Origin of the sequence: Pseudomonas sp. UBA5706 (genome assembly GCF_002419965.1) — a bacterium.
Lineage (GTDB): Bacteria > Pseudomonadota > Gammaproteobacteria > Pseudomonadales > Pseudomonadaceae > Aquipseudomonas.
In genome coordinates, this window is sequence record NZ_DIHC01000019.1 from 30343 (window position 1) to 51989 (window position 21647).

The 21647-nt window shown below is 61.9% G+C and carries 15 protein-coding genes; 3 read left to right on the forward strand and 12 right to left on the reverse strand.

What is annotated here, in order from left to right:
- Window positions 1-38 precede the first annotated feature (38 nt).
- Genes B3I26_RS10330 through B3I26_RS10355 form a run of 6 tightly spaced genes read right to left on the reverse strand, consistent with a single transcriptional unit; the run spans window position 39 to window position 7606 of the window.
- Window positions 39-1049 (reverse strand): chemotaxis response regulator protein-glutamate methylesterase, encoded by a 1011-nt coding sequence (locus tag B3I26_RS10330; protein ID WP_296257582.1) that lies wholly within the window; start codon window positions 1047-1049, stop codon window positions 39-41.
- Entirely contained in the window at window positions 1046-3436 is a 2391-nt protein-coding gene (locus B3I26_RS10335; RefSeq protein ID WP_296257583.1) for a hybrid sensor histidine kinase/response regulator, read from the reverse strand. The genes B3I26_RS10330 and B3I26_RS10335 overlap by 4 nt, the downstream gene beginning before the upstream one ends.
- Window positions 3433-4116, reverse strand: coding sequence for a chemotaxis protein CheW (locus B3I26_RS10340; protein ID WP_296257584.1), 684 nt, complete (start codon window positions 4114-4116; stop codon window positions 3433-3435). Before B3I26_RS10340 ends, B3I26_RS10335 begins: the two co-directional genes overlap by 4 nt.
- Entirely contained in the window at window positions 4113-5453 is a 1341-nt protein-coding gene (locus B3I26_RS10345) for a CheR family methyltransferase (protein WP_296257585.1), read from the reverse strand. Before B3I26_RS10345 ends, B3I26_RS10340 begins: the two co-directional genes overlap by 4 nt.
- Window positions 5450-5986, reverse strand: a complete 537-nt coding sequence (locus tag B3I26_RS10350) for a chemotaxis protein CheW (RefSeq protein WP_296257586.1) — start codon at window positions 5984-5986, stop codon at window positions 5450-5452. The genes B3I26_RS10345 and B3I26_RS10350 overlap by 4 nt, the downstream gene beginning before the upstream one ends.
- A gap of 9 nt (window positions 5987-5995) precedes the next feature.
- On the reverse strand, window positions 5996-7606 hold the full coding sequence (locus B3I26_RS10355) for a methyl-accepting chemotaxis protein (RefSeq protein ID WP_409522067.1): 1611 nt from the start codon (window positions 7604-7606) through the stop codon (window positions 5996-5998).
- 1830 nt (window positions 7607-9436) lie between these two features.
- On the opposite strand from B3I26_RS10355, the gene B3I26_RS10360 reads away from it, so the two are divergent.
- Window positions 9437-9790, forward strand: coding sequence for a BRO-N domain-containing protein (locus B3I26_RS10360; protein WP_296257588.1), 354 nt, complete (start codon window positions 9437-9439; stop codon window positions 9788-9790).
- A 487-nt stretch (window positions 9791-10277) separates the two neighbouring features.
- Here the strand turns inward: B3I26_RS10360 and B3I26_RS10365 are convergent, their stop codons facing one another.
- The 3 genes from B3I26_RS10365 to B3I26_RS10375 all read right to left on the reverse strand — a co-directional run bounded on the left by B3I26_RS10365 (window position 10278) and on the right by B3I26_RS10375 (window position 13807).
- Entirely contained in the window at window positions 10278-11384 is a 1107-nt protein-coding gene (locus B3I26_RS10365; RefSeq protein ID WP_296257589.1) for an NADH:flavin oxidoreductase/NADH oxidase, read from the reverse strand.
- A 105-nt stretch (window positions 11385-11489) separates the two neighbouring features.
- On the reverse strand, window positions 11490-13205 hold the full coding sequence (gene recJ / locus B3I26_RS10370) for a single-stranded-DNA-specific exonuclease RecJ (protein WP_296257590.1): 1716 nt from the start codon (window positions 13203-13205) through the stop codon (window positions 11490-11492).
- Between the two features lie 59 nt (window positions 13206-13264).
- Window positions 13265-13807, reverse strand: a complete 543-nt coding sequence (locus B3I26_RS10375) for a YaeQ family protein (RefSeq protein WP_296257591.1) — start codon at window positions 13805-13807, stop codon at window positions 13265-13267.
- A 285-nt stretch (window positions 13808-14092) separates the two neighbouring features.
- Here B3I26_RS10375 and B3I26_RS10380 point away from each other — a divergent pair, with 285 nt between their 5' ends.
- On the forward strand, window positions 14093-14986 hold the full coding sequence (locus B3I26_RS10380) for a TIGR02285 family protein (protein WP_296257592.1): 894 nt from the start codon (window positions 14093-14095) through the stop codon (window positions 14984-14986).
- Window positions 14987-15146: 160 nt separating this feature from the next.
- On the opposite strand, the gene B3I26_RS10385 is transcribed toward B3I26_RS10380, so the two are convergent.
- Window positions 15147-15443 (reverse strand): DUF3509 domain-containing protein, encoded by a 297-nt coding sequence (locus B3I26_RS10385; protein ID WP_296257593.1) that lies wholly within the window; start codon window positions 15441-15443, stop codon window positions 15147-15149.
- Window positions 15444-15931: 488 nt separating this feature from the next.
- On the opposite strand from B3I26_RS10385, the gene B3I26_RS10390 reads away from it, so the two are divergent.
- Entirely contained in the window at window positions 15932-16591 is a 660-nt protein-coding gene (locus B3I26_RS10390; protein WP_296257594.1) for a response regulator transcription factor, read from the forward strand.
- On the opposite strand, the gene B3I26_RS10395 is transcribed toward B3I26_RS10390, so the two are convergent.
- Together B3I26_RS10395 and B3I26_RS10400 are read right to left on the reverse strand one after the other, a co-directional pair.
- Complete coding sequence (locus tag B3I26_RS10395) at window positions 16560-17813, reverse strand: EAL domain-containing response regulator (RefSeq protein ID WP_296257595.1); 1254 nt, start codon at window positions 17811-17813, stop codon at window positions 16560-16562. The genes B3I26_RS10390 and B3I26_RS10395 overlap by 32 nt on opposite strands.
- An 86-nt stretch (window positions 17814-17899) precedes the next feature.
- Window positions 17900-21526 (reverse strand): transporter substrate-binding domain-containing protein, encoded by a 3627-nt coding sequence (locus B3I26_RS10400; protein WP_296257615.1) that lies wholly within the window; start codon window positions 21524-21526, stop codon window positions 17900-17902.
- Window positions 21527-21647 lie beyond the last annotated feature (121 nt).

The following is a 21647-nucleotide window of genomic DNA, read 5'->3' on the forward strand; positions in this document are numbered from 1 at the left end:
TCCTGGTCACAGACGGGCTGTGAATTCACCTGGGAAGGTCAATGTGTAAAGGCCTCGTTCAACCGAGGCGCAATCGTATCCAGCGGGCGAATCTCCGTGGCCGCGTCGATGGCGGCGGCCGCTTTGGGCATGCCATACACCGCGCAGCTTTGCTCGTCCTGAGCGATGGTGAGGAAACCGCGCTGACGCATCAGCTTGAGTCCCTGTGCCCCGTCCCGGCCCATGCCTGTCAACAGAACACCCACCGCATCACCGCCCCAGTAGCTGGCCACGCTCTCGAAAAACACATCGATAGAGGGCCGATATATCTCGTTCACTGGCTCGGCGGTATAAGCCAGCGTGCCGTTTTTCAACAGCCGCAGATGGTGATTGGTGCCCGCCAGCAACACTGCGCCGCACTCCGGCGACTCCCCGTCGCGAGCCAGTCGCACCTGCAGCCCGGAAGAACCGTTGAGCCATTGCGCCATACCGGCCGCAAACACTTGATCCACATGCTGCACCAGCACGATGGCCGCCGGAAAATCCTTGGGCAGCCCCTTGAGCAGCACTTCCAGCGCAGCCGGTCCTCCGGCGGACGATCCTATGGCAACCAGTCCCTTGCGTTGGGTGGCCGTAGCCTGCGGTGCGGGGGTTGGCCGCACGCGACTGTCCAGCTGGCCAACGAGCCAGCCTATATTAAGAATCTTGCGTAACAACGGCGCGGCAGCCTCTTTGGGATTGCCTGCGCCGACAGCAGGGGTATCGACGACGTCCAAGGCACCATGGCCCATTGCCTCGAACACACGGTGGACGTTCTGTTCGCGATCGACGGTCACAATCACGATGGCGCATGGGGTGGCCGCCATGATACGTCGAGTCGCCTCTACGCCGTCCATTACCGGCATGATCAGGTCCATCAGGATCAGGTCCGGCGTAAGTTCGGCGCAGCGCTGTACCGCCTCGGCGCCATTACTCGCCACCCATACCACCTGATGCGCCGGTTCGAAAGCCAGTGCACGGCGCAACGCCTCTACCGCCATAGGCATGTCATTGACGATGGCAATCTTCATCCTTGCGCATCTCCTATCAGCTCGACCACTGCATCGAGTAACGCATCATCATGGAAGCTGGCTTTGGCCAGATAATAGTCCGCGCCAGCATCGAGACCGCGACGGCGATCTTCTTCGCGATCCTTGTATGACACCACCATGACGGGTAATGACTGCAACCGGCTGTCACGTCGCACCCATGTCAGTAACTCGATGCCGTCCATGCGCGGCATGTCGATGTCGGTGATCAACAGATCGAAGTCCTCGCCACGCAAGGCGTTCCAGCCATCCATGCCATCCACCGCGACCACGACCTCATAGCCACGACCGAGGAGCAATTTGCGCTCCAGCTCGCGCACGGTTAATGAATCGTCCACCACCAGCACGCGCTTGCGAGCTTGAGAGCGGGCCGATTGATCACGGCGGTCGATCCGCTCCAGACGACCGGTGTTGAGCAGTTTTTCCACCGAGCGCAGCAGGTCTTCGACATCAATGATCAGCACTGCCGAGCCGTCGTCCAGCAACGCACCGGCGGAAATATCCTGGACCTTGCCCAAACGCGGGTCCAACGGCAGCACGACCAGCGTACGTTCGCCGACGAAACGCTCCACCGCCACCCCATACAGCGCATCGAGCTCGCGAATGACCACCACCTTGAGTACGTCGGTCGAGCCCTGGCTGGCGGGGCGATTGAGCAATTGGCTGGCGGCGACCAGCCCAACATGCCGCTCCTCGTACCAGAAATGCTGACGTCCCTCGAGCTGCAGTATCTGGTCGACCTGCACATCAACCATGCGCTCGATGTGCGCCAGCGCAAAGGCGTAGGCCTCGCCGCCCACTTCCACCACCAGGCTGCGTACCACCGACAGCGTCAGCGGCACTTGCAGGTGAAAACGGCTGCCCTGCCCGGCTTGCTGATCAAGCTCGACACCCCCGTGCAGCTGCCTGACCATGTGCTGCACGGCATCCAGGCCAACGCCGCGACCGGAGACTTCGGTGACCGTGTCGCGCAGGCTGAAGCCGGGCAGGAACAGGAAGCTGAGCAGCTCGTCCTCGCTCAATTGCCCGGCGGTCTGTTCAGGCGACAGCTTGCGCTCGATGATGCTTCGGCGCAGACGCTCCAGGTCCACGCCAGCGCCATCGTCGCTCAGCTCCACCACCAGCAGCCCCGCCTGATGCGAGGCCTTGAGCCGGATCAGACCCTCAGCCGGTTTGCCGCAGGCCAAGCGTTGCTCGGGCGTTTCGATACCGTGATCCACCGCGTTGCGCAGCAAGTGGGTCAGCGGCGCTTCGAGTTTTTCCAGTACGTCGCGATCAACCTGGGTTTTCTCACCTTCTATTTCCAGGCGCACCTGCTTGCCCAAGGCGCGCCCCAGGTCGCGCACCATCCGCGCCTGCCCGGCCAGCACGTCGGCGAAGGGGCGCATGCGACAGGCCAGCGCGGTGTCGTACAACAGTTGCGCACGTTGACCCGCCTGCCAACCGAATTCATCCAGATCAGCGGTCTGCTGGATCAACAGTTGCTGCGCTTCGCCGAGCAAGCGGCGAGCTTCCTGCAGCGCCTTTTGTGCGTCCGGATCGACAGCGGCACCGAGCAAGACTTCAAGGTTGTCCAGCGCCCGGCCGGCCCCGCCCTGGGATCGCTTGACCCGTTGCATGGCCGCCAGATAAGGCTTCAACCGTTGAGTCTCGACCAACGACTTGCTCGACAGGTCCAGCAGGTTGTTCAGGCGTTCGGCGGTGACGCGCAGCACCCGCTCGCCGCCTTCGGCCACGCGGCGCTCGACGCGACGTCCGGCGATGGCTGCAGGGTCGTCCTGCGGCTGGGCTGCAACGGGGAGCGGTTGCTCCCGCAAAACCGACGAAACACCCGGTGGCTGCTCGGCACCGGGCACATCATCAGCTGGCAGCGGCGCGTGGGCGGACTGCACGGACTCCACCAACGCCTGCGCATTGGCCAGCAGCAGGTCATCCATCGACGGTGCATGGGCAGGCGTTGCGGCGGCAGTGCGAGCGCCGGAATTGAGCAGATCATTCATCAGCGCGACGAAACGTTCCACGTCGCCCTCGGCCACGCCGCCCGGGCCCGGCGTGGCGATGCGCATGAGCAGGTCGGTGCCCATCAGCAATGCGTCGATGTGTTCAGGCTTGAGGTGCAGACGACCTTCCTGCGCCTCGACCAGGCAGTCCTCCATCACGTGGGCAACACTGACCCCCGCGTTCACCCCAACGATCCGCGCCGCGCCCTTGAGCGAGTGGGCGGCGCGCATGCAGGCTTCCAGTTGATCGGCCTGTGTCGGGTTGCGCTCAAGCGCCAGCAAACCTGCGCTCAATACCTGGGTCTGCGCTTCGGCCTCCAGGGTGAACAGCTCGAACAAGGAGGCATCGCGCATCTGATCGGGCGTCATGTCAGGCTCCGGTTCACTGCGCTCAGCAACTGCTCTTCATCAAGCAGGCGCAAGCTACGGTTTCTCCACTGCACCACGCCTCTGGTAAAGCGCGCGTTGGTGTTGTGCGCCGGGGCCGAAGCGCCGTCCAGCAGGCGCACTTCGATGCCGTAAATGCCATCCACCTCATCGACCGGCACCACCACCGGGCCGCCATCGGCACAGATGACCAGCATGCGCGGCATGGCCCGCGCGGCAGGGGCACTCGAAGCTGAGCTGTCCAGGCCCAGCAGTTCGACGAAGGACAGGCAGGCAACCAAAGCGCCTCGCACGTTGGCGACCCCCAGCAATGCGCGGGAACGCTGATGAGGCAGCGAATGAATGGCTTGCATCGGCGAAACCTCGGCCAGGCACCGGGTCAGCAGCCCCAGCCACTCTTCGCCGAGGCGAAAGACCACGATGGAGCGGGTCTTGACCTCGCTGGCAAGCGTCTCGCTGTGCATCGACACGCGCTGTTCCTGCGCCAGCGCATAGCGGTCAAGCAAGCGGGTGGCCGCTGCCGAGTACACCGAACAATTGCGGCAATGGATATGCTCGACCAGCAACGGGCAGGACCGGTCGCCATGAATGCCGATGCGGTTCCAGCAATCGTCGATGGCCTGGGCGTCACTGCTGACCAGTTCGCTGTGTACACCGGTCATCGATTGCGTCCCTCTTTATTTAGGCTGCGGGACGCATTCTGGCTGCGGGCCGCCCGCTCCTGCAGCCGACGGGCGCCGGCATTGTCACCCTGCGCGGCCAACAACGCGGCCAACTGAGCCAGCGCTTCGGGATGCTGCGGCTGCAAATACAGCGCCTTGCGGTAAAACCCTTGGGCCGCTGCGCCTTGTCCGTCCACCTCGCTCAACAGGCCCAGCCAGTAAAACACCGGGGCCACGGGCTCGTAACGCGTGAGGTACTGCTCGCAGGCGCTTTTGGCCTCCGCGCTTTTACCTTCGTTGGCCAGCCTTGCGATGCTGTCGAGCAGGGTGGGCGCCTCGCCCGTCGTGGTGGCCCCCGCCACCGGGCTGCTGCGCGTGAGCGGCTGCGCCGGGACAAACGGACGCGCACTGTTTTTAGCAGGCTCCGGCACCGGTGGCCGCGACGCAAAGGCAGGTGTGACGATCACCGACGTCGGCTCGGCGGGCAATGGCGGCGGCACGGCAGAAGCCGTACGCATCACCCACGCCTCGGTCTGCACCGGGGCTTGATGACGAAAGGCGAACGACTGTGCAATGCCGATGGACGCCATGCCCATGCGCCCCAACAGGCTGCCCTCGGCAGGACCGATAAACAGCACGCCGTCATCGCGGGTCATGCGCTTGAGCGCCTCGAAACCGCGCCGCTGGGTATCGACGTCGAAGTAGATCAACAGGTTGCGACAAAACACGAAGTCATAGGCTGACTGCGCCACCGGCAACGTAGGATCGAGCAGGTTGCCCACTTGAAATGCCACTTGCTCGCGAACCCGTTCCTCCACGCGATAGCCGTCTTCGACCTGGCCGAAATAGCGTTCGCGAAAGCCAAGCTGGCCGCCGCGAAACGAGTTTTTGCCATACAACCCACGGCGCGCACGCTGCAGCGACAGCGGGCTGATGTCCAGCGCCTCGATCTTGAACTGCTGCGCAGGCACGCCGGCGTCGAACAAGGCCATGGCCATCGAATAAGGCTCCTCGCCGGTGGAGCACGGCAGACTGAGGATGCGCAGCGGGCGTGCGCCCTTGAGTTGCGCCAAACGCTCCGTCGCCAGCTTGCCCAGGGTGACAAAGGATTCCGGGTAACGGAAAAACCAGGTCTCGGGCACGATGACCGCTTCGATCAGCGCCTGCTGTTCTTCAGCCGAGCGCTGCAACAACTGCCAGTAACCGTCCTGATCCGCCGCCTTGGACGCCATGCAGCGCTGGCGCACCGCCCGCTCGATAATGGCCTCGCCCACCGACGCGACATCCAGGCCGATGCGGTGTTTGAGAAAAGCGAAGAAACGCGCGTCCTCGCTCATGGCGCCGGCTCGAACGGTTCAAGGCTCATGGGTTGCGCCGGGAACAGCAGCTCGCGCACCGATTCGTCGAGCAGGTCCTGCACCCGAATCCACTGCAGCAAACCCAGCTCATCCTCGCGCACCGGGCCCAGGTACGGCGCCTGGCGGTTGTCCAGGCCGTACGTCTTGAACTCGTGCGCAGCACATCGCAGGGTGTCGGTAGCCTGCTCCAGAATCAACCCCAGCCATTGCGCAGCCCGCTCGGCGTCGGCCCGGTAATGCACCAGCACCAGCCGTGTGCTGGTGCGCGGCGGTGCAGGCTGGCCGAAAGTCAGCGCGCTCAGGTCGATGACCGGCACCACCACACCGCGATGGGCGAACACGCCGGCCACCCAGTGCGGGGTATGGGCGATGGGTTTGAGTACCAGCCGAGGCAACACTTCGGCGACCTCGGTCGCTTGCAGGGCATAGCGTTGCGCCCCGATGCGAAACAGCAGGAACAACGGGTGCTTGGGCACCGTCACGGCGCTGCGTCTGGCGGAGTGCTCGATCATGGGGCTGGCTCAGACTTTAAAGCGCGAAACGCCGCTGCGCAGACCCACCGCCACCTGACTCAACTCGTCGATGGCAAAGCTGGCCTGACGCAGGGATTCGACAGTCTGGCTGCTGGCATCGCCCAACTGCACCAGCGCCTGATTGATCTGTTCGGCCCCCGTGGCCTGGGCCTGCATGCCTTCGTTGACCATCAGCACCCGTGGCGCGAGCGCCTGGACCTGATGAATGATTTGCGAAAGCTGCTCGCCGACCTGCGTCACCTCAAACATGCCGCGACGTACTTCCTCGGAGAACTTGTCCATGCCCATCACACCTGCCGACACCGCAGACTGGATCTCACGCACCATCTGCTCGATGTCGTAGGTGGCCACGGCGGTCTGGTCCGCAAGGCGCCGCACTTCGGTGGCCACCACGGCAAAACCGCGGCCGTATTCACCGGCCTTTTCAGCTTCGATGGCGGCGTTCAGGGACAACAGATTGGTTTGGTCGGCGACCTTGACGATGGTCACCACCACTTGATTGATGTTGCCGGCCTTCTCGTTGAGGATCGCCAGCTTGGAGTTGACCAGGTCCGCCGCGCCCATCACCGAATGCATGGTGTCTTCCATGCGTGCCAGGCCCTGCTGGCCGGAGCCGGCCAGAATCGAAGCCTGATCGGCGGCCGTCGTCACTTCGGTCATGGTGCGCACCAGATCGCGTGAAGTCGCAGCGATTTCCCGCGAGGTCGCACCGATTTCCGTGGTGGTGGCCGCTGTTTCAGTGGCTGTGGCCTGTTGCTGTTTGGACGTGGCAGCGATTTCGGTCACTGAGGTCGTGACCTGCACCGAGGAGCGCTGTGCCTGGGACACCAGCGCGGCAAGCTCGGTGACCATGTCATTGAAGCCGGTCTGCACCGAGCCGAACTCGTCGTTGCGATCCAGCATCAGGCGGCTGCTTAAATCACCGGTGCGCAGGGTGTCGAGAATCTGCACGATGCGATTCATCGGCGCCAGAATCGTGCGCATCAGCAACAGTCCGCAGGCCGCGGCGGCCAGCACGGCGATGATCAGCGACAGGCACAAGGTGATCTTGGCGCTGGTAACGGCGGACAGGATGTCATCGGCGGCCTGGTCTGCAGCCACCTTGTTCGTGGTGGCCAGGCCGTTGAGCAGCTTCCGGCCTTCATACCACAAGGGCGTCAATTGCTCTGCGAAAACATGCTGGGCCAAGGCGTGGTTATCGCCCTGATACGCACTCAAAATGTTGTTGAGGAGCAAACCGAAACGTTCACGCAGTTGCAGAAACTGGGCGAAATCCTTGCGATCGGATTCATCGAAAATACTTTGCTGATAAGCGGCGATTTCCGCCTGCAGCCGATCTTCGAATTCCTTGTACTGATCTTCCTCGGCGTTGGTCAGGCTACGCCCGGCGCCCTCGGCGAGCAATTGCTGGGTGCGCACATAACTTTCAACCCAGGCACCACGCACCGTGCTGCTGTAATAGACGCCTGGCAGCGCGTCAAGGCGGACTTTATCGCCGCTCTTTTCGATGACCAGCAATCGATTGAAGGCCACGCCAACCATCAGCAGCATGATGGCGATGATCACCGCAAAGCTCGCCAAGATACGTTGACGCAACATCCAGTTCTTCACAGTCAGCCCTCAAGAGTTCAACACCGGCGAAACCGGGTTCAAGGAAGCGGACCGGGAGGCGGCCCAACGCGAGCGGAGTATAGCTTAGCGCCTTACCAATCAAACGGACTGTTTCTGACGCAGATAACGTGAAAACGCATGGATATATCGGAAATATCCGACAGACTTCTCCCGCTTCGCGCCAGATCGCCTGCAAGCAAGGCTCCTACGCCCTCCGGGCAGAAACGATATGGCGGCAGGCCCTCGATCTTAGGCGGATGCGCGATTGCAGAGGCATTCCATGTTCGAGGGCCGCAGGCCGTGTGACTGATCAGGCTTTTGTTTCTGACCGAAGGCCGTAGGGCTAATCAGGCTTTTGTTTCTGAACGCAGGCCGTGTGGCTGATCGGCTTTTGATTCTGGCCGTAGGCCGTAGGAGCTTGGCTTGCCAGCGATCTGGCGCGAAGCGGCAGCAGATTCGGAAAAACGCGGTGTACCTGACACGACCAGGCCGTCCGCTCTTGCTGCCGCTTCGCGCCAGATCGCCTGCAAGCAAGGCTCCTACGCCCTTCGGGCAGAAACGATATGGCGGCAGACCTTCGATCTCAGGCGGATGCGCGATTGCAGAGGCATTCCATGTTCGAGGGCCGCAGGGCGTGGGGCTGATCAGGCTTTTGTTTCTGACCGAAGGCCGTAGGAGCTTGGCTTGCCAGCGATCTGGCGCGAAGCGGCAGCAGATTCGGAAAAACGCGGTGTACCTGACACGACCAAGCCGTCCGCTCTTGCTGCCGCTTCGCGCCAGATCGCCTGCAAGCAAGGCTCCTACGCCCTGCGGGCAGAAACGATATGGCGGCAGACCCTCAATCTTAGGCGGATGCGCGATTGCAGAGGCATTCCATGTTCTAGGGCCGCAAGCCGTGTGGCTGATCGGCTTTAGATTCTGGCCGTAGGCCGTAGGAGCTTGGCTTGCCAGCGATCTGGCGCGAAGCGGCAGCAGATTCGGAAAAACGCGGTGTATCTGACACGACCAAGCCGTCCGCTCTTGCTGCCGCTTCGCGCCAGATCGCCTGCAAGCACGGCTCCTACGCCCTCCGGGCAGAAACGATATGGCGGCAGACCCTCGATCTTAGGCGGATGCGCGATTGCAGAGGCATTCCATGTTCGAGGGCCGCAGGCCGTGTGACTGATCAGGCTTTTGTTTCTGACCGAAGGCCGTAGGGCTAATCAGGCTTTTGTTTCTGAACGCAGGCCGTGTGGCTGATCGGCTTTTGATTCTGGCCGTAGGCCGTAGGAGCTTGGCTTGCCAGCGATCTGGCGCGAAGCGGCAGCAGATTCGGAAAAACGCGGTGTCCCTGACACGACCAGGCCGTCCGCTCTTGCTGCCGCTTCGCGCCAGATCGCCTGCAAGCAAGGCTCCTACGCCCTTCGGGCAGAAACGATATGGCGGCAGACCCTCGATCTCAGGCGGATGCGATTGCAGAGGCGTTCCATGTTCGAGGGCCGCCGCGCTGCGTTTCAGCGCTGACGTCAATAAGATCGCAACAGCCGGCAAGGCGGACGGCTACAGCGGGCCTGCGCATTTGCAAAAGCTCTGGACTGCCGATAACCTTCGCGCCGTCGCTGGCCATTCAGCGACTGGGTTTGGCGACCCAATATAGGCCCACAGCTGTACCTCGAATGCGGGTAGTTACCTGCTCGCATATTCGTTATGGCAGCTGTGTATGGGAGACCTTCGGGTCTGCCGGGTGCCTATAACCGGTTCGCCAACCTATGCACAGCTGCCACCCTGCTCGTTTGGCGACGTTCTACGGTGGCTCCTCACGTTATAGGATCCGCAGTTATGACAGAGCAATTCACCCCCACTCTATACACCCGTCATCAGCGCCCGCTTCGCGCGGTCTTGCTGGAATCCCAAGTCTGGTTTCATGCGCAGGACCTCGGTCGCCTGATGGGTCGCCAGCTCGATCAAAGAAAGGCACGAAAGCTGGACTCCGACCAGTTCCGCCAAGTGCAGATGCGCTGCGAGAATGGCACCCAGGACACGCTGATCATCAGCGAATCTGGCGCTTACGCACTGTTGGTCTATCACTACGCCCCGGAAAACCGTGCGCTGCGTCGGTGGTTGAGCCAGGAAGTCATCCCCACCATGCATGCGCGACCTCAAGCCCCCATCATCCAGTCCTCAGTCTGCTGAGATGGCCGGACCTGACGCTGCGCATGCTGATCTGGCAGGACGAACCGTGGATCAGATGGCGAGACACACCCGATCTGATGCGCGTGGGCGTACCTGTTCCCCGCCAGTCGCTGCTGCAACGCATCAAAAGTGCCCTGAATCGCAGCCACTGGAAAGGCTTGATACCCTGCGGATGCGATTCACGCCGGCCGACCGACTGGAATCGGGTATGGGGTCAAGGGCTTGTTGCAGGAGTGATTGGGCAGGGCCAGCGCCTTAAGTCTCGCGGCATGCCCTGGCCAATCTGGGGAACTACCGCGAGCCTTCTTTGATTCTGGCTGCAGGCGCTTGCGATCTGTCGGGGGCCGGCAGTACAACCCGACAACAAGGTACATCGGGTGCACTGCGCCCGGGGTTTAGCGACCGACGCCCGACGGATCATTGGCAAGGCGCAGGGCCACCGAGTCGGCGCCCATGCCCTGCACGAACAGACAGATACGTCGACCCGTTAATCCCGCAAATCGGACTCATGAATCGGCTGGTCCCGGTGGGTCGCCCGCTGGTATTGCGCAGGCCACACCGCCTGCCGCCCGCCCAGGTCATCATCGGCGTGCAGCGGCCAGTAAGGGTCGCGCAGCAGTTCCCGCGCCAGCAGGATCAGGTCGGCTTGCCCGGTGCGCAGAATGTGTTCGGCCTGCGCCGGTTCGGTGATCATGCCCACCGTGCCAGCGGCAATGTCCGCCTCTTTCTTGACCCGCTCAGCGAAGCGGGTCTGATACCCCGGTCCTACCGGGATCTCGGCGCTGGCCGCCGTGCCGCCGGAAGACACATCAACCAGATCCACACCCAGGGTTTTCAGGCGACGGGCCAGCTCCACAGTCTCGTCGGGATTCCAGCCGTCTTCCACCCAATCGGTGGCCGACACCCGCACAAACAGTGGCAGTTCCTGCGGCCAGACCTCGCGCACGGCTTTGGTCACTTCCAGTGTCAGGCGAATGCGGTTCTCGAACGAGCCACCGTATTGATCCTGCCGCTGGTTGCTTAACGGCGAGAGGAACTGATGCAGCAGATAACCATGAGCGGCATGGATTTCGACGACCTTGAAGCCCGCCGTCAAGGCGCGCCGGGCCGCTGCGACGAAGGCCTGGATCACGTCATGAATCTGGCTTTCTTCAAGTGCCGTCGGTGGCGTGTGTTGGGGGTCGAAGGCAATGTTCGAAGGCCCCCACGGCGTCCAGCCGCCCTGCTCCGCCGGGATGCTGCCTTGCTTGCCCAGCCAAGGCCGCCAGGTGCTGGCCTTGCGGCCGGCATGCGCCAGCTGGATGCCGGCCACGGCACCCTGAGCGGTAATGAAACGGGTAATGCGTTGCAGCGGTTCGATCTGGTCGTCGTTCCAGATGCCGAGGTCTTCCGGCGTGATGCGGCCGTCCTGAGTCACAGCGGCAGCTTCGGTGAAGATCAGCCCCGCGCCACCCACCGCTCGGCTGCCCAGATGGACCAGATGCCAGTCATTGGCCAGGCCGTCGGCGCAGCAGTACTGACACATGGGCGATACCACAATGCGATTGCGCAAGGTCAGTTTGCGTAGAGTGTAGGGTTCAAGCAGCAGGCTCATGGGCACCTCTCGTGGCGAAGTAAAAGGTTGCGTTGCAATTTCGAACCTTGAACCTAGTCGACAACCCGGCAAAGCCGGCAGTTCCGGCTTTTGTGCATCGCAAGCTCAACGCGGCGAGATATGCGCCACCATCAGTTGCACCGTTTCATTACCGCGAAACTCGTTCAGGTCCAGCTTGTACGCCAGCTCGACCCAGCGAACGGCCGGATTGGGCCAGACCTCGCGATCGACACCAAACGCGATGCCGTCGAGCTTCACCGTGCCGCATTCGGTCTTGAGGACCATCTTCAGATGGCGCTCGCCGACCACGCGCTGCTCTATGAGTTGGAACACGCCATGAAACAATGGCTCCGGGAAATGCTGTCCCCAGGGCCCGGCATTGCGCAGCGCTCGCGCCAGCTCCAGGTGAAACTCCTCGACCGCCAGGGTGCCGTCCGAAAACAGACGTCCTGTCAGGTCTTCTTCGTTGAGCTGACGCCGTACCTCGGTATCGAAGGCGTGCGCGAACGCCTGGAAATTCTCGGCTGGCAACGAAAGCCCGGCGGCCATGGCGTGGCCGCCGAACTTGCTGATCAGTTCAGGATGCCTGGCGGCGACCGCATCAAGCGCGTCACGAATGTGAAAGCCGGGCACCGAGCGCGCCGAGCCTTTCAAGACGCCTTCGCCCGCGCTGGCAAAGGCGATGGTGGGACGGTGATAACGTTCTTTCAGACGCGAGGCGAGAATGCCGATCACGCCTTGGTGCCATTCGGCTTCGTACAGGCACAGTCCGAACGGCATCGACTCCACAGGCAGGTCCTTGAGCTGGGCCAGCGCCTCGCGCTGCATGCCCTGCTCGATGGATTTGCGATCCTGGTTCAGCTCGTCCAGTTGCACGGCCATTTCCCGCGCCAGCGTCTCGTCGTCGCACAACAGGCATTCGATGCCCAGGCTCATGTCGTCCAATCGCCCTGCAGCGTTCAGGCGCGGCCCAAGGATAAAACCCAGGTCGGTGGAGGTGATGCGCGAGGGTTCGCGACGCGCGACCTCCAGAATGGCGCGCAGGCCAGGGCGGGCACGGCCGGCACGGATACGCATCAGGCCCTGATGCACCAGAATACGATTGTTGGCATCCAGCGGCACGACGTCGGCGACACTGCCCAGCGCCACCAGGTCCAGCAGCTCGCCGAGATTAGGCTGCGCGCGGCCACTGGCCTCGAACCAGCCGATCTCGCGCAACCGCGCACGCAGGGCCATCAACACGTAGAAAATCACCCCCACTCCCGCCAGCGCCTTGCTCGGGAAGGTACAGCCAGGCTGGTTGGGATTAACGATGGCGTCGGCGGCAGGCAATTCATGGCCCGGCAAGTGGTGATCGGTGACCAGCACCTGCAACCCCGCCGCCTTGGCCGCCGCGACGCCTTCAACGCTGGAGATGCCGTTGTCCACGGTCATCAGCAGATCAGGCTGGCGTTCAAGCGCGACGTTGACGATTTCCGGAGTCAGGCCGTAGCCGTACTCGAAGCGGTTCGGCACGAGATAATCGACATGCGCGGCACCGAGCAGACGCAGCCCCAGCACCCCGACCGTGCTGGCGGTGGCGCCATCGGCATCGAAGTCACCGACGATCAGAATGCGCTGACGCTGTTGCAGGGCCGTCACCAGGAGATCGACCGCCGCCTCGATGCCTTTAAGCTGCTGATACGGAATCAGCCGCGCCAGCCCCTTGTCCAGTTCATCCTGGGACAGCACACCGCGAGCGGCGTACAGCCGGGTCAACAGGGGCGGCAGGTCGCCGAGAAACGGCAGGGTGTCGGGCAACTGGCGTGATTCGATGCGCATTCGGGTTCCGCTGATGGGTTCGGGTGGAGCTGATTCGGTAATCCTGGGGTCGCCGGCGATCAGCCGCGCTCCCCTGCCAGCCACTGCAGTTGCACTTCGTGCTGGCCACGATCATCCGTCACGAAAATCGTCCCTTCGCTGATCATTACGTCCCATTTGATGACGCGGGGCATGTCCTTGGCCAGCGTCTCCAGGACTTCCTGGGGCACCGCGGCAATGTTGACGTTTTTGAGGTTTTTCACCGCAGGTACAACCTTGCCTTCCCAGACTCGCAGGCTGCCATAGGCCAGCAGGCTGGTGCGCTCGGTACGACGCGAGCACCATGTCAGACGATCGGCGTCCGGCTGGCCGACCTCGATCCAGTGCAGGACACGGTCGTCCAGGCTTTTTTCCCACAGCGCCGGTTCGTCGACGTCCGACAGACCGCGACCAAATGACAGCTGCTCGTTGTACCAGAATGCGTAAGCCAGCAGGCGCACGGTCATGCGCTCTTCGGTCTCGGACGGGTGGCGGGCGATGGTCTGCTTGACGTTTTCGTAGACCCCGCGATCGAGATCGGTGAGGTTCAGTTCGAATTTGTAGGTCGTGGACGGCTGGGCCATGAACGGGCTTCTAAGGACAGGAAAGGGGCCAAGTCTAACCGATGCGCGAGCGGTTGAACGAGCCGGGACGATGATTGATCGGCCCGCCGCTGCAATTTGCGCGTGAGCGTTCCGACCGTTTTGCTTAACTTGTGCGAAGGTGACGGGTGTTAAACAAATGATTCACAACGCCGATACCTTATTGCGAGACCCTCTAGTATGAAGTCACAGAGTGGCGCGCCGCGAATCAGGCACCTGCGGTCGTGGTACGACCACAGTCATTTTTCTCGGGATTTACTTCGACGGATGGTCAATCGTTATACGCTCGCTCATAAGTCCGGACTGTTGGTCCTTTTCCTCGCCTCGGCCTTGACCACAACGCCGGGGACCGCGCATGCCAGGGAAACCATTACCTGGCTGCTGCGCGACTTCCCCCCGTTGACGATTTTCGCCGGTCCCCAGGCCGGTCAGGGCGCCGTCGACAAAATGATGCCGGAGCTGATCGCGCGCATGCCTGAATACGATCATCAGATCATGCACGTGAACCGCGCCCGCGGTACGCAAATGCTGCAGGATCCAGACGTCTTCGCTTGCGACCCGACCTTGCTATGGAGCCCGGAGCGTGAGAAGACCATCCTGTTTTCGATCCCCACCTATGCCACGCCCCCCAACGGCATCATCATCGAGCGCAGTAACCATGAGCTGTTCGCCCCCTTTCTCAGTGAGGATGGGCACCTGGACCTCGCTGCGCTGCTGGCCAGCAACCTGGTCAAGACCGGCATCGTCGCCGAGCGCAGCTATGGGCCGGTGATCGACAAGATCCTGCGCAACACCACCCGCCCCGACAACCTGATCCTGCATTACGGCAATGCGGCGGTTGGCAGCATGCTGCAGATGGAACGTATGGGCCGCTTCGAGGCGATCATCAGCTACTGGCCAGAAGCTCGCTATCACGCCCAGCAGCTGGGCATCCCGCCGCAGGAGCTGGAGTTTTTCCCGGTCAAGGATGCGCCCAAGTATCAGTTCGCCCACATCGGCTGCTCGAAAACCGATAAAGGCCGCGCCGCCATCGACATCATCAACCGCGAGATGCGCGAATTAAGGACATCGAAACTCATCTCGCTCTATGCCGAATGGATGGTCAACAAACAGGAATATTTGCAGGACGCGCGGATGTTCTTCGATGAGCGACAGAAATAAAACGGCGGACAAAAAGAAACCCCGAGCAGCGGGGAGACTACTCGGGGTCAACCGTGGCCCATTTAGGACCCGTACGGCAGGCAGCATAAACACCGGAGCACAATGCCTGCGCCTGCCGTAATGGATAGGAGCCTACTTAAAGAATAAGGTTCCCCGGCACTCACACAAAACTGCGCACGGCAGCGAAAGCATTGGTTTGCGCCGCATGGCGCATGGCGGCGATGACGCAAGGCTCGATTCGTCCTTCTGCGACCATCAGATCACGATGAAGCCCATCGACCACATCGGTCAGTTGGCGCTTGTCACACAGCTGGGCAGCCAAATACACACGTTCGATCACGATCGCACCGGCTGCATTTCTCAGCGTCACCTGACGCTCGCCGTTCACCCCGGCAGCTCCCAGGCTTGCCTGATAAGGTGCCAGTGCTTCGCTTAGCAGTAAGCTGATATTTTCCATCTGGATCACCACTCAACAGTTTGAATGCAAAGGTGCTTATCACTGACCATAGGCGGACGCGGAAAGTTCTTTTCGTCGTAAGCTTGGTGTGGCCGGAACATGGCCATGGGAGCGCGACTGCTGCACCGGCCTGTGAAGCGTGCAGATGGATATGACAGATAGAAGTCAGCGGCGTACAGCGTGAAGCCAATCGTCGACCGGGGCTTTTTGCCTCATTCGAAGACCTCGATGATGGCTTCTCGCTCATCGTCGCTGTAGACAGGACGATGGCGACCGACGCCTGCCGGATCGTATAGCCGCAAGGCGTGATCCGTGCCACACAAACGGTACTCGAAACTTTAGAACCCGAACGTTCTGTCCGACACGCTTTCTGTTCCTAGAAGGTTTGGGCGGTTATTTCCGGTTTTACGGCAATAGGCTGTGGGTCTGGGCCGATACCGTTGCCAACCCTTAGGACGCGTCCGAATTTATCCAGAGGAGCCGCCGGCATGGCAGCTGAGGGAAAAGCGTTGCGCGTGATCCTGGCCGATGACCACCCGATCTTTCTGATTGGCTTGAAAGTCGTGATCGAGCAGCACGCGCGCGCCACGGTCGTTGCCCAGGCCAGCACGCCGGACGATTTGCTGCAGACCCTCAACAATCAACCGTGTGACCTGCTGGTTACCGATTTCATGATGCCCGTTGAGGATCAGAACGACGGTTTGCGCCTGCTCGAACGAATTCGCCGCGAACATCCGGCGCTGCCGATCATCGTGGTGACCATGCTTCACAATGCCGGACTGTTTCGCTCGATGCTGGCGCTGAGCGTCGACGGGCTGCTGAGCAAGGCCAGCCTTGCGGACGAACTGCCTGCTGCCATCGATCACGTGAGCAACGGCAAGGGCTTCATCGCCGATTCAGTGCAGCGCGTGTTACTGGAAGCGACAGCTCACGGCACAGACACGCTGGTCGCGCTGCAAGACCTGTCCCCCCGCGAGCTGGAGGTGATTCGCCTGCTCGCAGCTGGCCATTCGGTGGGCGCCATCGCAGCGCGTGTGCGTCGCAGCAAACAGACGGTCAGCGCGCAGAAGGTCAGTGCCATGCGCAAGCTGGGGCTGGCAAACGATGCGGCCCTGTTCATTTATCTGCAGGAGCACGGCCTGGCCTGATCGAGCGCAACGCCAGCACCTGGTCCGGGTGACGCTCAAGGTCGTCCAGCCAGCGCATGAAATCGGCTTCGCTCATGGGTCGGGCGATAAAGTAGCCTTGAACCGCCGGACTCCCCAGCATTGACACCGCTTCATAGTCTTCGAGGGTCTCGACGCCTTCGACCACCACATTCAGCGCCATTTTCTGCGCCATGAGCAGCGCACCGCCGACCACAGCTGATTTGCGTTGGTCTTCGGCCATGCCACGCACGAATTGCGCAGGAATCTTCAGCTCACTGAATGGCAGTTCCAGCAGTCGCTGGATGTTCGATGCGCCGGTCCCGAAATCGTCGATGGACAGCCGGCACCCGGCCATGCGCAGCCTCAACAGATTCTCGAACTGCACCACCGCCATCTGCCGCGCCGACTGCTCCACTACCTCCAGCGTCAGCATCTGCGGCCTGACCGGGTAGCGCTCCAGCAACAACAGCAAACGAGGTACGAAATCCTGCAGATCGAGCATTTGAGGAGCAATATTCACCGCCACCGGCAACGCCTGGCCACGGGACAGCAGCGACCGATGAGAAAGGCTCAATGCCAATTCAAGCATGTGCCAGGTCAACTCAGGCAGCAGCCCCGCCTGTTCCAGCTGCGCAAGAAAATGGCCCGGCGACAGCAATCCCAAATTGGGGTGCTGCCAACGGGCCAGCAATTCGACACCGCTGAGCTTGCCATCGGCGCCGACCTTGGGCTGGAAGTGGGCAATCCATTGAGCGCGGTAGTCCCGGGTCCGATCCAGCCGTGGCAACGCGGGCAAGGCCGAGATCATGGCTTGGTTTGCAGTGGCAGGCGTACGACCGGGCGTCGCCCATGCGCCAAGCAGTTCGCCAATGACAGTGACCGAGGCCGGTTTGTGCAGCACGCCCAGGACGTCGATCCCCTGTTGCCGAGCCAGTTGCGCTGCACTGTGGAGCACCGAGGTTTCGGCGCTGCTGAGAATCATCACCGCCTGCGCCAGCCCCGTGGCTGCCAGGTGCCCGATCAGCGACAGACCGTCCTCACCGTCCATCTGCAGGTCGCAAATGGCGATGTCGACCGGACCCTCGTGTTCCAGCGCCTCCAGCGCGGTCTCGACGCTGCCCGCTGTCAGGACATCGAACACCTGGTTGGCATTGAGCATCTGATGCAGCGCCATCAGCTGGAACGGATTGTCTTCGAGTATCAAAACCTTGAGCGAACGCACACGTGCCCCCTCTGCCATCGCAGCCCGAGCGGGCTGCGGACGTTGCACTCTAAAGGCCCTGCCACTTGCTGCCCATAGGACATGTCCTAAAGTGCAGGCACCTCATGCAGAAGGGCTTCCAGCGCCTGGCGCAGCGTGCTGATCGAGGTGTCCAGCGCCTGCCATGCGCTGGCCAGCGTGCCGGCAGGCTGTGCGCGTATCTCGCTGTCCAGTTGCGCGCAGGCCCTGGCCAGCGGAACGGCATCGATCAGGCAGGCCACGCCCTTGAGCCGATGAAGACTGGCGCTTACGGTTTTGCAGTCATGCTTAGCGATGGCCGATTCGAGCAGTTGCCGCTCCTGGTGCAGGTTTTTCCACAGCTCGGCGAGCATGTTTTGAATCTGCGCCTCGTTGGCCTGAGTCATGCGATACAGAGCCTGAATATCGAACGGTGGCGCTGCAGGCGATGCCGCCGACACGACCTCTTCGAGCGTTTGCGCCAATTGCGTCAGTGACACCGGCTTGACGAGCAAGGCGTTCATGCCCGCCTCTTCGCAGCGCGTGCGTTCCTGATGCCAGGCATTGGCCGTGCAGCCGATGATCGGCTGCTCGTCGCTTCCTTCCTGGCCTTCGATGGCTCGTAACGTTCGCGTCAGTTCGCAACCGTCCGTGTCCGGCATGTTGCAGTCGGTGATCAGCGCATCGAAATGGCCATTGCGCCATGCCTCCAGTGCTGCCGCGCCGCTGTCGACGACGGTGACTCGATGCCCCAGCAACTGCAGTTGCCCGGCCAGCACCAGGCGGTTGGCCGACAGATCGTCGGCTACCAGGATGTGCAACGGCGTTTCGGCAGGCCGAGGTCGATCCGGCTGTTGTGGCACGCTCGGCGAAAGGTGCGCAGCCGTCACGGGTAACTCGATCGCGACACACGTGCCCTCGCCCACCGCGCTGTCGAGGGTGATCTGCCCCCCCATCAACGTCACCAGTTGCTTGCAGATGCTCAGCCCCAGCCCGGTGCCGCCGAACTGCCCGGCGGTCTGCTTATCGGCCTGGACAAATGGCTGAAACAAACGCGCCTGTTGTTCGGCGCTCATACCGACTCCGCTGTCGACCACCTTGATAGCCAACCCCGGCGACGTATGCCCGCCGGTCCCGCTGCTCACATGAATGGAGACCGCGCCCTCGGTGGTGAACTTCAGCGCATTGCCGATCAGGTTGTGCAGGATCTGCCGCAGGCGTAGCGGGTCGATCCAGTACGCCTCTGCAACCTGCGCATCCGTCTGCAGCGTAAACTTCAGGCCGCGCTCCCGGGCCTGCGCCTCGAACAGCTGATAAACCCCATCCAGCAGCGGGCGCAAGGACGTGACTTGTGGCGAAAGCTGCAGTTGCCCGGACTCGATCTTGGCCAGGTCAAGGCTTTCGCCGATCAGCCCCACCAATTCACTTGCCGAACGATGCGCAACCTCCAGCCTCTCGGAGGGCGCCTGACCGCGCAGTCGGGCGTGTTCACGTTCTAGTTCCAGCAAGCCGACTATGGCGGCCATGGGCGTGCGGATGTCGTGACTCATGTTGGCCAGGAACGCACTCTTGGCGCGATTCGCCTGGTCGGCCTGCTGTTGGGCCAGGGTCAGCTCACGCTCTAGCCGTTTGCGCTCGGTGATGTCGATCCAGCCACCGAGCAGCCCTTGCAGCTCCCCGTCAGCGCTGTGGAACGGCACGGTCCATTGCCAGGCTTCGATAGGACGACCGCAAAGCACCATGCTGCGGTCGGCAAAGACCGGCTCCTGGGTCTGTATCAGGGACATGTAGTCGCCGTGCATGCGCTCGGCGATTTCACGTGGAATAAGGTCGACATCGATAAGCCGTCGGCCGTTCATCTGTTCATAACTGATGCCGAAGCTTTCCTCATAGCTGCGGTTGCACGAGACCAGCCGCCCTTGCAGATCGCGAACGTAAATCGGATTGGGAATGCCATCGAGCAATGCCCGCTTGAACGCCAACTGATCGCTGAGCTGAGCCTCGGCGCGCAGGCGGTGATTGATCTGCAACTTGAGTCGACTGCTCCAGAGGAGCGATACCAACCCCACCAGCAGCGCCAGCGCCATCAACCAATACACCCAGGCCGGAATGCGCTGCAGGAACGTCGGCTGCGCCGTGATCCCGCCCAGCCACTTCATGCGGATGGCTCGCATCTCTGCCACCGGAAACTCATCCAGCGCCTTATTCAAGATGCTCAGCAATTCAGGCTCGGTCTTGATCACCGCAAACCGATCTGGCGACCATTTACCCTCCACGCTGCGCCCGACCTTCAAGTCGCCCTGCGCAGCAATCCAGGCTCCTGCTTCGTTCTGGATGGTCGCCTCGGCCTGCCCTGCTTCCACCAGTCGCCGGGCGTCAGCGTAGGTGGGCACAAGTCGCAATTGCACCTCGGGGTAACGTGTGCGGATGAACTCCAGCAACGCGTGTCGCGCCGGCATGGCCAGCACTTTGCCGGACATCTCGGCCAGACTCACTGGTGAACGGTTGTCCGCACGGATCACGTAGACCCAGCTGTTGCCGCCGTAGGCGTAGCTGAAATCCAGAATCGATCTGCGCTCGGGCGTTTCGGCGAGGGTGGTGTTCATGTCGGCCGCCCCTGCGGCCAACGTGTCCAGCGCCGCCTGCGTGGAAGGCATGACCTGATGCACGAACTTGAGGCCGGTCATGCGCGAAATGCGGTTGAGAATATCGATGTTAAGCCCACGCCAGTGGCCGCTGGCGTCCTGATAGATGTAGGGAGGATGCAGAGTGGATGCGACCATGACCTGGGAGTGCCTGCTCACCCACTGTCGCTCGGTCGCACTGAGCCGGATCCGCTGTCCCTCGACATCGGCACCCAGGCCAACTGTCCAGCGGCCCTGGATTTCCCGGCTGACCGAATCGTCCAGATCACCCAATGCCCGGTTGAGCAGCGCCAACAGCCTCGTGTCATCCTTGCGCGTGGCAAAAGCAAAGCCCCCGGAGGGTAATAGGCTTTCGAAGCGGATCTGCAAACCCAAATAGGGCCGCAATGCGTTGTAGGAGCGCGCAATTACTTCGTTGCCGACGAAGGCATCGACATCCCCTTGCGCCAAAGCTTCCATGGCGCTGAACAGCGTGGGTGCCAATACGATCTCGCTGTCTGGATAGACACGGTGCACGACATCAGCATCGGCATAGCCATCGAGCAGGGCTATGCGCTTGCCCGACAGTGATGTCGATAGACTCTGGTCGTCGCCGCGCCCCACCACCACCGACCTGTCCGACAGGTAATCGCGGGTGAATCCCAGCCCTGATGCCCCGCGTTCATAGCCACTGGCACTGCTCAAAAGGTCGACCTCGCCCGAGAGCAACGCCGCAACCGCCTGCTCGCGCTTGGCGAAGCCGGAGACCCGTACCGGAATGTCCAGCTTGGCGCTGATCAGGCTCAGGTAATCAGCACTCAGGCCCTGGTAGCGATTGCGATCGCTGGTGATGTCGATGGGTTCGTAATCAGAAATCGAGATGCCGACCCGAAGCCGCCTGTGCCCATCTAGCCACTGACGATCATCAGCGTCCAGGGGTAATGCTTCCTGGCTGAGAAAAGGCGCACCCAGGACAAACGGCAGATTCTCCGCCCCATGGCCCGTTCGGTTCCAGAGACACGCCAGCAGCACCAGTGTGCACAGCATGTATCGAAGGATTCTGGTCTGGACGGGCACTCCTTGCATGTCCATGTTCATGTGTTCTACCGCCACCTGTTTGTCCGCGAAAATCAGAAATATCGCGCAAGTGTGGCACGCATGAACACAAAGGCCCGCCGGGGGGCGGGCCTAAAGTTGTTACACGGCGATACTG